This window comes from Desulfobaccales bacterium, assembly GCA_041648175.1.
GTDB lineage: Bacteria > Desulfobacterota > Desulfobaccia > Desulfobaccales > 0-14-0-80-60-11 > 0-14-0-80-60-11.
In genome coordinates, this window is sequence record JBAZPO010000013.1 from 86,703 (window position 1) to 102,011 (window position 15,309).

13 protein-coding genes are annotated in these 15,309 nt (G+C 49.2%); all 13 read left to right on the forward strand.

What is annotated here, in order from left to right; all coding sequences use genetic code 11:
- Window positions 1-2 precede the first annotated feature (2 nt).
- The 13 genes from WC600_12815 (at window position 3) to WC600_12875 (ending at window position 15,244) form a co-directional block, all read left to right on the forward strand.
- A complete protein-coding gene (locus WC600_12815) occupies window positions 3-1,385 on the forward strand; it encodes a sugar transferase (protein MFA4903610.1) in 1,383 nt (460 codons plus the stop codon).
- Between the two features lie 433 nt (window positions 1,386-1,818).
- Window positions 1,819-2,778: a hypothetical protein gene (locus WC600_12820; protein ID MFA4903611.1), complete on the forward strand. Its 960-nt coding sequence runs from the start codon at window positions 1,819-1,821 to the stop codon at window positions 2,776-2,778.
- Window positions 2,779-2,807: 29 nt separating this feature from the next.
- Entirely contained in the window at window positions 2,808-4,613 is a 1,806-nt protein-coding gene (gene asnB, locus WC600_12825; GenBank protein MFA4903612.1) for an asparagine synthase (glutamine-hydrolyzing), read from the forward strand.
- A gap of 17 nt (window positions 4,614-4,630) precedes the next feature.
- On the forward strand, window positions 4,631-5,713 hold the full coding sequence (locus tag WC600_12830; GenBank protein MFA4903613.1) for a glycosyltransferase family 4 protein: 1,083 nt from the start codon (window positions 4,631-4,633) through the stop codon (window positions 5,711-5,713).
- 9 nt (window positions 5,714-5,722) lie between these two features.
- Entirely contained in the window at window positions 5,723-6,694 is a 972-nt protein-coding gene (locus tag WC600_12835) for a GDP-mannose 4,6-dehydratase (protein ID MFA4903614.1), read from the forward strand.
- Entirely contained in the window at window positions 6,684-7,883 is a 1,200-nt protein-coding gene (locus tag WC600_12840) for a glycosyltransferase family 4 protein (GenBank protein MFA4903615.1), read from the forward strand. The genes WC600_12835 and WC600_12840 overlap by 11 nt, the downstream gene beginning before the upstream one ends.
- A 15-nt stretch (window positions 7,884-7,898) precedes the next feature.
- Window positions 7,899-8,924, forward strand: coding sequence for a glycosyltransferase (locus tag WC600_12845; GenBank protein MFA4903616.1), 1,026 nt, complete (start codon window positions 7,899-7,901; stop codon window positions 8,922-8,924).
- A 444-nt stretch (window positions 8,925-9,368) separates the two neighbouring features.
- Window positions 9,369-10,157: a glycosyltransferase family 4 protein gene (locus WC600_12850; GenBank protein ID MFA4903617.1), complete on the forward strand. Its 789-nt coding sequence runs from the start codon at window positions 9,369-9,371 to the stop codon at window positions 10,155-10,157.
- Between the two features lie 60 nt (window positions 10,158-10,217).
- A complete protein-coding gene (locus WC600_12855; GenBank protein ID MFA4903618.1) occupies window positions 10,218-11,018 on the forward strand; it encodes a methyltransferase domain-containing protein in 801 nt (266 codons plus the stop codon).
- Between the two features lies 1 nt (window position 11,019).
- Window positions 11,020-12,489: a hypothetical protein gene (locus tag WC600_12860; protein MFA4903619.1), complete on the forward strand. Its 1,470-nt coding sequence runs from the start codon at window positions 11,020-11,022 to the stop codon at window positions 12,487-12,489.
- A 63-nt stretch (window positions 12,490-12,552) separates the two neighbouring features.
- Window positions 12,553-13,773, forward strand: coding sequence for a glycosyltransferase (locus WC600_12865; GenBank protein MFA4903620.1), 1,221 nt, complete (start codon window positions 12,553-12,555; stop codon window positions 13,771-13,773).
- The gene (locus tag WC600_12870) at window positions 13,770-14,648 is read left to right on the forward strand and encodes a glycosyltransferase family 2 protein (GenBank protein MFA4903621.1); all 879 of its coding nucleotides are present in this window, start codon (window positions 13,770-13,772) and stop codon (window positions 14,646-14,648) included. The genes WC600_12865 and WC600_12870 overlap by 4 nt, the downstream gene beginning before the upstream one ends.
- 35 nt (window positions 14,649-14,683) lie before the next feature.
- Window positions 14,684-15,244, forward strand: coding sequence for a WcaF family extracellular polysaccharide biosynthesis acetyltransferase (locus tag WC600_12875; GenBank protein ID MFA4903622.1), 561 nt, complete (start codon window positions 14,684-14,686; stop codon window positions 15,242-15,244).
- Window positions 15,245-15,309: the final 65 nt, after the last annotated feature.

The window sequence follows — 15,309 nt, forward strand, 5'->3', positions numbered from 1 at the left end:
TCATGTTCAAGCTATTCAGCCTCTATATCTCCCAATGGAAAGTGCTGTTAATCGCCGGGGACGCGGGGTGCTATCTGCTATCGGTGGCCGCTACCCTCCTGTTATACCCCTATACCACAGACAGGGCGTGGGATTTTCTGTATCAATATAGGGTTATCTTTTTATTGATAGGGGTTACCTATTTTCTCGTCCTTTTTATTGCAGATCTTTACGATTACCTGAAAGATTTTCGGCAAATCATAAACATCGTGCACGTCCTGATCGCCTGCTGGATCGGCAGTCTGGCGGTGGTCCTAATATTCTATTTTACCATTAAAGGCGCATACGTAGGCCGCAGTATGATAATCATCCAGGCGGTGTTTTTTTCGATTCTCATGGCCGCCTGGCGCTTTGTTTTTTCCGCCATATCCCAGATCCAGCGGTTGCAAAAGCGTCTCCTGATCATCGGCGCCGGCAAGGCCGGGCGGCACCTGGTGAGTTCCCTCTGCAGCAGGTCCGGGTGCGGCTTTGACGTGGTGGGCTTCGTGGATGACGATGTGACGAAGGTGGGGACCCAACCGGAAGGTTTGCCAGTCCTGGGAGATTCTTCGCGCTTATCTGATTTAATCAAGGGATATCAGATTAATCTGGTGGTAATGGCTATGTCCCGGGAAAGGTCTCCCCAGCTGACCAATAATTTGATCCAGGTATCCTGGGATAACTGTCCGCTTGTTGACCTGCCTACTTTCTATGAGTTTCTCACCGGGAAGCTACCTACCGAATATATTTCGGATAACTGGATTTTTAATTGGAGTATTAATAACAGCAAGATTTACTATATTCGGGTAAAGCGGCTCCTTGATTTGATCCTGGCTGCATTTTTATTAGTTCCGACCGGTCCTCTCATGCTGCTGACGGCACTGTTAATCAAGCTCGGAAGCGAGGGCCCGATATTCTTCCAGCAAGAGCGACTTGGCCAAAAAGGCAAGCCTTTTCAGATAATTAAATTTAGGACTATGGTGCAAGGGGCTGAAAATAATGGCCCGGTGTGGACCGACTACAATGACCCCCGTATAACCAAGGTGGGAAAAATCATAAGAAAGCTAAGGTTGGATGAGTTGCCGCAGTTATTGAATATCCTTCGAGGAGAAATGAGTTTTATCGGCCCTCGACCTTTGGCGCACACCGACTACATGGATACGATTCAATTTTATAATTATCGAACCCTCGTAAAACCGGGCATCACAGGCTGGGCCCAGGTGATGTATCCAGAGGGATTAACCATTGACACAACCCAAGAAAAGCTAAAATATGATCTCTATTATATTAAAAATATTAGCTTGTTATTGGATCTGGCTATTCTCTTAAAAACCGTGCGTACAGTTGTCTTTGGGAAGGGAAGATAAGGATTCATAAATGATAGGTAACATTTCTATATTAATATGTTCGTTTTTTTTCATATGCGTTATATATTTTTATCTTTTGAAGGTATGGCCTGATATAGACGTATTAGATTTGTACATAGTTTTTATTCTATTTCATTTCGGATTCTATCCTTTTATTAGAGGCTTATATTTCGGGAAAGATAACATTTGGCTCGACTTAGGCGACAGTAACCCATTAGTCATTGGAGTAGTGTTTGGTCATGTATTGTTAATATTAGCTGTTATAAAAATAAGTTATATGCATTTATTTAAAAATGTTAGGGAATTTCTGAAAATTGAGAGATTAATACAGGAATTTAGTTGTGTAAATAAATTAGTATTGCTATTAATTTATGGAATACTAATTCTGTTTCCGATATTTAGCTACTATAAATATGGCATAAAGACCTATATAATGCCAGATGATTTTAAACAAATTGGCAAGCAGCTTCCTTATTGGTTTACGTCAATAAGAACAGTATATCCATTATTGGCATTTGTAGTTTCTTTGGGGTTAGTTGCATCTTTGTTAAAATCTCGAGGATATTATAAATATATATGGATAATTATAACAGTTTTATTTGTACCAATCGTATCAATCTATGGGAGAAGGTTTTTTTTAGGTATTATTATAGTTTGGGCGATTTTTTGGTGCATCGAAGACAGAAAAGAAATATTTTCAATGAAATATTTGAAAGTTGGTTTGGGATTAATTTGTGCTTTCTTTTTATTTAGTAACCTGTTTCAAGCCTATCGTCCTATATTTGAATCAGTAGGGCAAATAAAACTACAAAATATGGAAAATCCATTTAATGCTGCGCTAAACTTTAAGGCAACAATCAATAACGTGCAGTTGAGAGCTGGAACCTGGGAATTTAATTTCTTGGTTTTTGATCACCAATTCACTAAACCTGGTATGACTACGAATGGGAAAATTGCTTGGGAGGGTATTAAAAGTGCAATCCCAAAACTATTATGGCCTGGTAAACAATTTATGTGGACAGACGACATATTAGTTGCCTTATATCATAAAGACAAGAGGCAAATTGACATTGGTAAAAATTTGTTTGGTGTAGGGCAACTAGAAATTGGTTATTTATCTCTGATCGTTGTACCATTGATTATTATAATGATAATTGCAATGATGGGTAGCTTGGTTAAAATGACTTTACAGTACCCAACGTTTTTATGGTTATTTTCTGGAAATATATTGTACTTTTTGCTTAATATTGAAGAAAATGGTAATGAAATATTTTTTATGTTAAGGAATACTTGCCTAATTTCTATAATATTTTGCGGTTATTTAATAATTAATAAAATTATTATGTTCCACTCATTGAAATTTAGGAAAGTCTCTGAAAGTATTGGAAAGTAGTAGCTCCAGTGTCGGTGTACAGGATAACTATGTGCGGAATCGTTGGTGTCTTCGCCTATCATAGCTCTGTCGTCAGTGTGGACGAGGTCTTAAAAATGCGGGAAGCCATGCAATCCCGGGGCCCGGATGGGAGTGGCCTATGGATCTCTCAGGACCGGCGGGTAGCGTTGGCCCATCGCCGTTTGTCGATTATTGATTTGAGCGACGCCGGGGCTCAACCCATGGGGACTGCTGATCAGTCTGTCTGGGTGGTATTTAACGGTGAGATCTATAACTATCGGGAACTCCGCACTTTCTTAGAGGCCAAGGGCTATCGCTTCCAGTCCCACAGCGATACGGAGGTCTTGCTCCATCTCTACCAGGAATTTGGCGAGGCCATGACGGATCATTTGCGTGGCATGTATGCCTTTGCCGTCTGGGACAACGTCAGGAAAAGCTTGCTCCTGGGCCGAGATCCCTTCGGGATAAAGCCTCTCTACTACGCGGATGATGGGAAGACCTTGAGGTTTGCCTCTCAGGTCAAGGCTTTGCTGGCAGGAGGTGCCGTAGAAACCGAGCCCCAACCCGCCGGGCACGTTGGTTTTTTTCTTTGGGGTTATGTGCCGGAACCATACACCTTGTTCCGGAGAATTCGGGCCCTCCCGGCGGGATCGACCATGGTCAAAGATCTCCTAGGGAACACTGAAATGAGAAGTTTTTGCAGCATTCCCGGAGAAATCGAAAAGGCTTATGCCCTCGGCAAGGACTCGGGCATAACTCGAGATGCGATGCACGATGAACTGAAACAGGCCCTGGATGACAGTATCACGCACCATTTGGTCTCGGATGTCCCGGTAGGCATATTTCTCTCCTCGGGGCTGGATTCAAGTACCATCACTGCGCTAGCCAGTCGGGGACAAGGGCAATTGCACTCCATTACCCTGGGGTTTCAGGAATTGCGGGGCACCTGCCAGGATGAAACCGCCTATGCGGCCAAGATTGCGGCGCGTTATGGCACCATTCACCAAACCCAATGGATAACTGGGGAGGATTTTCAAGGCGATTACCAAAGGATTTTGGCAGTGATGGACCAGCCCGCGATCGATGGGATCAATATGTATTTTGTGGCCAAGGTAGCGGCGGCTGCAGGCATGAAAACGGCCCTTTCAGGCCTGGGGGGAGACGAACTTTTTGGCGGCTATCCCAGTTTTCACGATATACCCCGAATGGCCCGAATCCTTTCCCTCCCCAGCGTGGTTCCAGGGTTGGGCCGTATGTTTCGCACTGTCACCGCCCCCTGGCTGAAGCACTTCACTTCTCCCAAGTATGCCGGATTGTTGGAATATGGTGGCACCTACGCCGGCGCCTACCTCCTGCGGCGGGGGCTATTCATGCCTTGGGAACTGCCGGCATTAATGGACCCGGATATGGCTCGGGCCGGCTGGCAAGAGCTGCAACCTCTGGCCCGCCTGGAAGAGACCGTCCCCAACGTCCCGGCAGATTTTTTGAAAGTTTCGGCGCTGGAAATGGTATGGTATATGCGGAACCAGCTTTTGCGGGTGGCCGATTGGGCTGGCATGGCCCATTCTCTGGAAATCCGGGTGCCGTTGGTGGATATCACTCTGTTGAGAAAGATCGTACCGCTGCTGGCGTCAGAGCATCGCCCCGGAAAACTGGATATGGCCGGAACGCTTGAGAACCCCTTGCCCGATGAAGTCCTAAAGCGGACCAAATCGGGGTTTTTTGTGCCGGTAAGACGCTGGCTGGGTTCCGCTTCTTCCCACAAAGGGTCCAATTGGGACCATGATTGGCGTTCCTGGGCCCAAACCCTCTATAAGCACCATACCACTCTATGAAAGTTTTATTCCTTACCATGGAAGCTTTTGGCGGTATTGGGGGTATCGCCAAATACAATAGAGATTTTTTGCGGGCTTTGTGTTCCACACCCAAGATCGAAGAAGTTGTGGCGGTACCGCGACTGATGCCCCTGGTCCCGGAGATCTTGCCACCAAAGCTCACCTATATCGTGGCAGCTTTACCTAGCCGGGTGTCATATATCAAAGCTGTTTTAAAGTTATTAATAAAAAGGTCGAAATTTGATTTAATCGGTTGTGGTCATATTAAGTTACTTCCAGTTGCAATTTTGGCAAAATTAGTCACTAAGGCTCCATTACTATTAATTATCTATGGCGTAGACGCCTGGACTCCACTAAAGAATATTTTCTTAAAATATTTTCTCTCTAAAGTGGACAAGATAATTTCTATAAGTGAAATAACCAAGCAAAGATTTATGCGATGGTCTCAAGTAACTCAGGAGAAATTTTATATCCTTCCCAATGCTATAATCCAAAAGAATTATGGTGTTGGTGCCAAGTCCATGGAATTGGTTGAACGTTACAATCTCAAAGACAAAACCGTCCTCATGACGTTGGGCAGACTGTCTGCAGAGGAAAAATACAAAGGTTTTGATGAGATCATGGAGTTACTCCCTGAATTGGCAAAACAAATCCCCAACATCGCCTATGTGATCGTTGGCGATGGTGACGATAGACCTCGGCTGGAAGCGAAAGCCAAATCGCTGGGAGTAGGAGAACGTATAGTGTTCACCGGATTCACCCCTGAGGCGGAAAAAGCCGACCATTACCGTCTCGCCGACGCCTTTGTGATGCCTGGTCGGGGTGAGGGGTTTGGTTTCGTCTTTTTAGAGGCGCTGGCCTGCGGCATACCGGCAGTGGGCAGCACCCTGGACGGCAGCCGGGAGGCCTTACGGGGCGGGGCCTTAGGGATCTTGGTGGACCCGCGGCATCCCGAGGACATTCAAGCCGGCATATTTGAGGCTTTGAGACGCCCCCGAGGGGTCATTCCCGGGGGGCTGGAGTATTTCTCCTTCGAGAACTTTGAGAAACGCTGCCATCAAATCCTGGCGCACGTGGTTAAATCCAGGGAAGTTAGTTAAGTAAAACTCATGCAAAAGGCGCTTATTTGCGGGATTTCGGGACAAGATGGGGCTTATCTCGCTCAACTCCTGTTGACTAAAGGGTATCAAGTCGTCGGGAGTTCGCGCGATGCCCAGATATCGTCCTTCGGAAATTTAGTTCGGCTCAAGATTCGTGACCAGATCGAAGTGGAATCCGTAGCTCTCAGTGATTTTCGCAGCGTCCTGCAAGCACTCATCAAAGTGGAGCCGGATGTGATTTACAATCTGGCCGGTCAGAGCTCTGTGGCCCTCTCTTTTCAGCAGCCGGTGGAAACCCTGGAGAGTATTAGCGTGGGCACCCTTAACCTCCTGGAAGCTATCCGGTTCACCGGGAAACCCATAAAATTATATAATGCCTGTTCCGGAGAATGTTTTGGAGATATTGCCGACGCGGCCGATGAACAGACGCCGTTTCGCCCCCGCAGCCCTTATGCCGTGGCCAAAGCCGCGGCTTTTTGGGAAGTGGCCAACTATCGGGAGGCCTATAATATTTTTGCGTGTTCCGGGATTTTGTTCAATCATGAATCGCCCTTAAGACCGGCTCGTTTCGTCACCAAAAAAATTGTGAGCGCAGCTTGTCGTATTGCGGCCGGAGGCCGGGAGAAACTCAAACTGGGGAATATCGCCATCCAGCGTGACTGGGGTTGGGCCCCGGAATATGTTAACGCCATGTGGCTTATGATGCAGCAGGAACAACCGGATGATTTTGTGATCGCCACGGGTGAAAGCCATTCTTTAGAGGAATTTGTGACTGCGGCTTTTGCTCGGGTGGGACTGGATTGGCGTGAGCATGTCGTCTCGGATTCCGGTTTATTCCGGCCCACTGATATTGCCATCAGCCGGGGCAATCCCCGGAAATCCCGGGAAACTTTGCAATGGCAGGCCAAACATAAAATGAAAGAAGTCATCACCTTGATGGTGGAAGATGAACTTCGAACCCTGAAAGGGCATGAAGCCTAAAATCCGCTTGGCTTACCTGGTGACCCATCCGATCCAGTACCAGGCTCCCCTGCTGCGCCGGATTGCCGCGGAGCCCGGCATTGATCTGACGGTGTTCTTTTGCAGCGATTTTTCATTGAAAAGCTATTTCGACCCCTGTTTCAGAAAAATCATTGCGTGGGATGTCCCGCTGACCGAGGGCTACCGGTATGAAATCCTTCCGGCCGCAGGAAGGCGAGATCGGCTGTCGTTCTGGAGGCCTTTTAATTACGGATTAGCCAGGCGTCTGAACCCGGTCAATTTTGATATTCTCTGGGTCCATGGTTATAATCGCTGGTTCCATTGGCTCGCTATGGCCTGGGCCAAAATGCGAGGGCTCAAGGTGCTGGTGCGGGATGAGGCCACGCTGCTCAGCACTCCTCGCCGCGGACTTAAGCGTTTGGCAAAGAGATTATTCTTCCTGATGCTCAAGAACCTCGTGGATGGATTTTTGGCCATTGGCACACTCAATGCGGCGTATTATCGATCTTTTGGCATTGCCCCGGAAAGGATTTTCCCAGTGCCGTATGCGGTGGATAATCGCTTTTTCCGCGATAAAGCCAAAGCGGCCTCCCCGGAGCGGGAGATTCTGCGGTGGGAAATTGGGCTTGAGCCAGACCGGCCTATCATCCTTTATGCCAGCAAATTGTCGCAAGTGAAACACGGCGCCGACCTGCTGGAGGCCTACCTGCAGATGTCGCCTGATCCGGCTCAAGAACCCCATCCTTACCTTTTGTTTATCGGTGACGGCGACCAGAGAGCAACTATGGAAGCCCGGGCCAGGACCGTGAATTGGCGTTCCATTAAGTTCCTGGGGTTCAAGAATCAGACCGAGCTCCCCAGGTACTATGACCTGTGCGATGTTTTGGTGTTACCCTCCGTTTTCGAACCCTGGGGTCTGGTAATTAATGAGGTAATGAACGCGGGTCGGGCTGTGGTGGTGAGTGATCAGGTGGGCTGCGCCCCCGATCTGGTTCGGTCCGGGGAAAATGGGTATATCTTCAAAACTGGAGACATTGACGGGCTCCGGCAAGCGCTCTTGAACATTGTGAGCGATCCGCAAAAGTGTCGGGCCATGGGTCAAAAAAGCCTGGAAATCATTGAAACATGGGGCATAGAAGAGGATGTCGCCGGCCTTAAGCAAGCCTTGGCATTTGTAGTAGAGAAATAGGTAAAATCGGCAATCATGAAAGACAAATTGCACGTTCTGTTTCTCGGGGCCAATGGCGGCAACGCCTTAAAAAGAGCCCATGCCTTGAAACGCCTCGGCCATGAAGTTATGGCGATTGATCCTTATAGCCTGTTCCCTTTTAAAAATTTTGTTGGAAGATTAATATATTACGCAGGGGCTCCCTTAATCGAAAGTTATCTCAAGAAAAGGCTTGCTCCGATTATTAAAAATCGCGGTTTCGACGTGACTTTCGTCGATAACGGAGAATTAATCGGACGTAATGTCCTAAGTGTATTAAGGAAGGTATCGCCCCTTATTATTAATTATAATAATGATGATCCCTTTGGCACCCGGGATAAAAAAAAATGGCGGTTATATCTCGAAGCTGTGCCTTATTATGATCTGTTGGCCGTGGTGCGGCCGGTCAATGTGCCTGAAGCCTACAACCGGGGGGCCAAAAAGGTCTTGCAGGTATTCATGGCGGTGGATGAATTGGATGGTCCGCGAGAAATAACCCCACAGGACCGGCTGCGCTTTCCCCATGAAATCCTGTTTATCGGCACTGGGATGCCCGAACGAGGCCCGTTTCTGGTTGCATTGGTGGAGGCAGGCCTGCCGCTGGCAATTTATGGTAATAGCTGGCAAAAAGCGCCGGAGTGGTCCATCCTGAAATCCGTCTGGCAAGGCCCTGCCATCTATGGTGATGACTATATCAAAGCCATCCAACTGGCCAAGATTTCCTTGGGGCTTCTGTCCAAAGGGAATCGGGATTTGCATACCACCAGAACTTTTGAAATTCCCTATTGCGGGGGTCTATTCTGCGCCGAACGCACCTCTGAGCACCTGCAGTTATATCAGGAGGATGTTGAAGCGGTTTACTGGAGCAACGAAACCGAATGTATTGAAAAATGCCATAAGCTTCTTGAGAATGAAGACATGCGCCGAGATATCGCCGAAAAGGGCAGGGCACGGTGTCTAAAGAACGGTATTTTCAACGAGAGTAACTTGCAGAAAATGTTAAAAACAGCCTTTATGAATTAGTTGAGTCCGAATAGTATAATATAACCATGATGGGGTTATGCGTTTGTGAGAGTTACTATAAGCGTTTTGGGGCGTTTTCATTTATTCCATCTTGCCAAACAACTGCAGGATCATAACTCTCTTACCCGGTTGATCACGAGCTATCCCAAATTTGAAGCTGCCAAATATGGGATCAATCCCCAAAATATCAAGTCGCTTCTGATTCATGAGATTCATAATCGATCCTGGCGGAAAATTAATAAATTTACTGAATCCATATTCAATCCGCAACATATGATCTTTGAACTATTCGACCGTCATGCCTCGAGACATATCATGGACGGAAGCGATATCTTTGTGGGCTTAAGCGGTTGCTCCCTCTATTCTCTGCGGCGGGCCCGCTGGCTGGGGGCCAAAACAGTGCTGGAACGGGGTTCGAGCCACATGCTTTACCAGAGAAGGATATTGGAAGAAGAATATGACCGGGTCGGCCTCAGAAAGACGGTAGTGCATCCCAAAGTCGTCGAGCGGGAATTGCAGGAATACCAAGAGGCGGATGTTATTGCCGTACCTTCGCAATTTGTTAAAGAGACCTTTTTGCAGCAGGGGATATCTGAAGCCAGGCTCATCCATGTTCCCTATGGCGTTGATTTGACGAATTTCTATCCTGCCCCCAAAAACGATAAAGTATTCAGAATTATTTTCTGCGGCGCAATCAGCATCAGAAAAGGTGTTCATTATTTATTACAGGCGTTTGCTGAATTAAACCTGCCCCGGGCCGAATTGTGGTTGGTCGGCCCAATGACCGACGAGATCATGCCTTTTTGGCACAAATGGGCCTCGCCGTCCATCCGTCACCAAGGTCCCTTTCCGGAAAGAGAATTGTATAAATATTACTCCCAAGGTACGATATTCTGTCTGGCATCCATCGAAGAAGGGTTGGCCATGGTACAGGCCCAAGCCATGGCTTGCGGTTTGCCGGTGATCTGTACCAAAAATACGGGCGGCGCTGATATCGTGAGGGAGGGGCAGGACGGGTTCATTTTGCCAATCCGGGACGTGGAAGCCCTCAAAGAGAAAATCCTTTATTGCTATGAACATCCTGCTGCTTGCGCCGCGCTGGGGGAGTCAGCCCGCCAGAGGGTGCAAACCGGTTTTACTTGGTCAGATTATGGGGAGAAAATTTTCGCAGCATACCATAAACTATTGGGGGATAGGCCGGACTTGGCTAATTCAGGAAAAATGGTTTATTAGGTTGAATAGATCGATGCTGTCTGGGATTTTATTATTATCGATCGAAAAATTGGAGGCCAAATGATGGATAAATCTATTCTGGTTAGATTATTGGGTTTTCGTGCGAATTTTATTCATGGCGACACTCTGATTACAGATCGTTGGCTCTGGTTAAAAAAGAGATTACCTGAAACTAAGAACAGCGAGACACTTATTGATATTGGTTGCGGAACCGGTGCTTTTTCAATTGGAGCGGCGTTGAAAGGGTATGACGTATTGGGTTTAAGCTGGGATGAGCGTAATCAAGGCTTGGCGGGGGAAAGAGCTAAAATATGCAAAGCCGATAATGCCAAATTTGAGGTTCTTGATGTTCGCAAGTTAGCCAGCCGAGAAGACCTTTTAGGCCAATTTGATGTGGCTGTCTGTTTCGAAAATATTGAACATATTATAAATGATAAGAAACTAATTATTGATATAGCTCTGTGTTTGAAGCCGGGTGGGCGTCTTTTACTGACGACTCCTAACTTTTTCTATCGTCCTATTACGTCTGGAGACAAAGGCCCATTTTCTAAAATTGAGGACGGAGGTCATGTAAGAAGAGGTTATACTAAGGCAATGATATATGAGCTTTGCGCTCAGACAAATCTATTAGTTGATGATATATCATACTGTAGCGGTTTTTTAAGTCAGAAAATAACTTTTATTCAGAGAGTAGTGTCCAAGTTGCATCCATTATTTGGTTGGGCCACAATTTTACCTTTACGTTTTCTGCCGCCGCTCTTCGACCGGTTCGTGACCAGTCTGATGCGTTGGCCTTATTTTTCGATCTGTTTGGAAGCGTATAAACCAAGACATTCGAAAGAGGCATTACCGGGCCGTTGATATGTTAAAAAGGCTATGCCAAGGCATCGGGGCCAATTTCTTGGGGCAGATGATTAATATCGCCTCGAGAATCGTGCTGGTGCCGTTGTTCCTGGTGGCCTGGGGCACGGATATCTATGGGGAGTGGCTCCTGCTTTCTTCCATGGTCGCATACCTGGCGATAACGGATATGGGGGGCGCGACATATATCGGCAATCGCCTGACCCAGGCCTACGCGCACCGGGATCAGGAACTCTTCCGTAAGATTTTACACACCGGCCTGGCCCTATTCCTGGCGATCCCCTTGCTGGTGCTCATTATCTTCCTCACGATGATTTTCTGCTTCAACCCCGCGGCCTTTCTCCACATCAGCCAGACCAGTCACCGCACGATCATACTGGTCCTGACCTTGTTGGCCTTTCAGTTCGTCGTCTCCTTGCCTCAGGGCATCTTATTAAGGGTTTATTTCGCCGTGGAAATGCTGCCCCGGGGGGTCATGCTCCTCAACTTCATGCAGTTTCTGAGTTTTGCGCTGGTGGCCGGGGGGTTGTGGCTGGGTTGGGGTATGGCCCCCATTGCCCTGCTGCAAATTATTCCTTACGGAATCATCGCGGCCATGGCCCTCTATGATCTCAACCGGAAGTTCCCGCAATTTCATCTACTCTCTCTGAAGGGGGCCGATTTTTCCTTAGGCCTGAGTTTCCTTAAGCCCAGCCTCCATTTTTTCCTCATTCAGGTCAGCCAGGCTTTTTCTATTCAAGGGATCGTACTGGTGGTGGGGATGATCTTGGGGCCGGTCCAGGTCGTGCTTTTTTCTACCATGCGTACCATTGTCAACCTGATCCGCTCTTTTTTTGAGCAGGTCTCCCATGCTGCTTGGCCAGAGATGACCCGATTGGACGCCCAGGAGGATACTGATAAATTTCTGCTGCTTTTTCGGCTGATCTTGCGATCGACCCTGATCTGCTCGATTTTCTTTATAACCATTTTGCATTTCTACGGGGGCTTCATTTATCATTTCTGGTTGAGAAAGACCGTGCCTTTCCAGCAGCCGCTGATGGATCTGTTCTTGATCTATATGGCGCAATTCATCTTCTGGTTGACCTGCAGCCATCCCTTGCAGGCCACCAACCGGCATCACACTTTTTCCAAGATGCTGGCCGTCTCCTCGCTTCTCACCGTTGCCCTGGCTTATTGGGGAGGACAACACTGGGGGCTGCCGGGGATCGTGTTAGCGATGATCATCGGGGACATGGCCCTGCCTTTCTGGTTTGTGCCTTATCTGCTGCGGGGTTATCAAGGTTGTTTTTCCTTCAAGTTTTTCGCCACCGAAATGGTACCCTATATTGGGAGTCTCCTTATCCTGATAGTTATTCCCTGGCTCGCCCCCCTGGTCTTTCTTGTGCTCCTGGTGTGGTGGCTGCGGGCGGTTCCTCGTCATATCCTGGGACTGGAGCAGTTGAAACAACTTAAAAAGTTGGTACATTTTTAAAGGGGCACAGCGGCGAAGATTATGGTCACGGGTCCAATTTAGGATCGAGCCCCCAACAAAATTATGAAAATTCTTCATGTGATTGCCAATCTGGCTCCCCGTTACGGGGGCCCCTCCAAAGCCTGCTGGGAAATGGCCAGGGCCGTGGCCCGGTTGGGCCATGAGGTGAGCATTTACACCACCAACCAGGACGGGCCAAAAGAACTGGCGGTGCCCCTGGATAGCCCGGTGCACCGGGATGGCGTGGCAATCCACTATTTTCCCATTCAACCTCCGCGCTTTTGGGGCACTTCCCTCCCTCTGGCGCGGGCTTTGCGGCAGAAGATTCCGGCTGTCGACCTGGTGCACCTCCATTCCCTTTATCTCTTCCACAACCTGGTGGCAGGCTACTATTGCCGCCAATATGCGATTCCCTATCTGATGCGTCCTCAGGGGACTCTGGACCCCTTTATTTACCGGCGGCACCGCTGGCGCAAACGCCTCATGGAAATTATGTTTGAGCACCGGAATATCCGCCGGGCCGCTGCCCTCCATTTCACTACGGCGGAAGAGGCGGAACTGGCCTCCCCGTTCACGTTCCAAACCCCCGGCCTGGTGGTGCCCCTGGGATTCGACAGCGCTGAACTTGCCCTGCTCCCGGAGCCGGGCCGGTTTAGAGTCCGACATCCCGAACTCGCCGATAAACGTATCATTCTCTTTTTCGGCCGGGTAAACTTTAAGAAAGGCCTGGATATTCTGGTCAAGGCCTTTGGCGCCGTCGCCCGTAAACGGCAGGACGTCCATCTGGTAATTGCCGGACCCGACAATGAGGGGTGGGGCGATAAGGTCCGTGCTTGGTTAAGTGAGGCAGGCCTTTTGGGCCGCACCACGTTCACCGGCATGCTCCTGGGGCCGGAGAAATTGGCGGTTTTGCGGGATGCCGACATGTTCGTCCTGCCATCCTATTCGGAAAATTTCGGCATCGCCGTAATTGAAGCCATGGCCGCGGGCTTGCCGGTGATCATTTCCGATAAAGTCAATATTTGGCGGGAAGTGCAAGCCGGCGGGGCTGGCCGGGTGGTCCCCTGTGACGCTGGTCCCCTGGCCGAACAAATCCTCGAGTTGTTGGCCCAGCCGGAGTTAGCCCGGCAGATGGGGTTGAATGGCCGGACCCTGGTGCAGGAGCGCTTTCAATGGCCCCGCATTGCCCAAAACCTGGCGGCCGCCTATGCCCAGATCATTGACCAGCATCGCCTAAAAACCTTGAGGCTTAAGATTCCCCTGGCCACGAACGGGAAGCCATGATCATCGACTCTTGCAAGACTCCCATATCAGTGTTGATTTGCACCAAGAACGAAGAGCGCAACCTGGGTGCGTGCCTGGACAGTGTCTCCTGGGCCGATGACTGCATAATCCTGGACTCCTGCAGCGATGATGACACCGTGACCATTGCCCGCAAGCGGGGTGTCAGCGTGGTGCAGCGAAAATTTGACAATTTCTCAGCCCATAAAAACTGGGCACTGGACCACCTTGATTTTAAGCATGACTGGATCTTGATCGTGGATGCCGATGAACGGGTAACCCCGGAGCTGGCCCGGGAGATTACCATAGTTGCAGGTTCACCCCAACACCACGGCTATTACCTGGCCCGGCAAAACTGGTTTGCCGGTACCTGGATCCGTCACGGCGGCTGGTACCCCAACTGGAATATGCGTCTGTTGCGGCGCGGGCGGGGGCGCTATGAACCACGGCTGGTCCACGAACACATTCTCCTGGACGGACCTCCGGGTTATCTGAAGAACCCGCTCATCCATTATGATTACAAAGGGATCGAGCGTTATTTTGACCGCCACAACGTTTACTCCAGTCTGGAGGCCGTGGAGGCCTACCGGACTTTGACCGCGCCGCACCAGCCCCAGGGATTACCTGCGTCCTTGCTGGCCAAGGGGCCGGAACGCCGGAGGTTCTTGAAAAATCTGGCTTATCGGTATTTGCCGGCCCGGGGTCTGATTAAATTTATCTGGATGTACTTCATTAAGCTGGGCTTCTTGGATGGGCGCATGGGGTTTCGTTTCTGTCTGCTCCACACTTTCTACGAATACCAGATCAGTCTCAAGTTGGAGGAATTGCGGGACCCTAACTCTCCCATGTCCCAAAAATATAAGGATGTGTCAGCCTGAGACGGAACGAAGCTTCAGACACTTCCGAGGAGACCATGAGCGCATCAAAGTCCTTCTTACGTCTTAACGACTATGACCCTTCGGGGTCTGACTATGGACGCCCCAAGTTTGTTGTATTCCTCTGGAACTGCTGCCAGGAGACTTTGTTTCGATTTTCTCCCGTGCCGTGCTACGGTTTTCGGCGCTGGTTACTCAAATTGTTCGGGTGTAAACTTGGCGAGGCGGTGAGAGTGCGTCCTCGGGCGCGGCTCCATTATCCCTGGCGCATCGAGATCGGCGATTATTCGGCCATCGGTGACGATGCCTGGCTTTATTCCATCGCGCCGATAAAAATCGGCGAGCATACAACCATTTCGCAAAAAAGCTTTCTGTGCACAGCAACGCATGATTATCATAATCCACGTTTCAAGCTCAGGCACCAACCCATAACGGTGGGAAACGGCGTCTGGATCGCCGCCGATGTGTTTGTGGCCCCCGGGGTTACCATAGGCGACAATGCGGTCATCGGTGCCCGTTCCAGCGTATTTCGTGATATGCCCCCGGGGATGGTGAGTTATGGGTACCCCTGTCGTCCCATAAAACCCAGGAGGCCATGACTCTTGTCCAAGATTCCGTGCAGGACAGGGGAGAAAATAGCCTGGGGCGGAGCAACCGGCCGGAG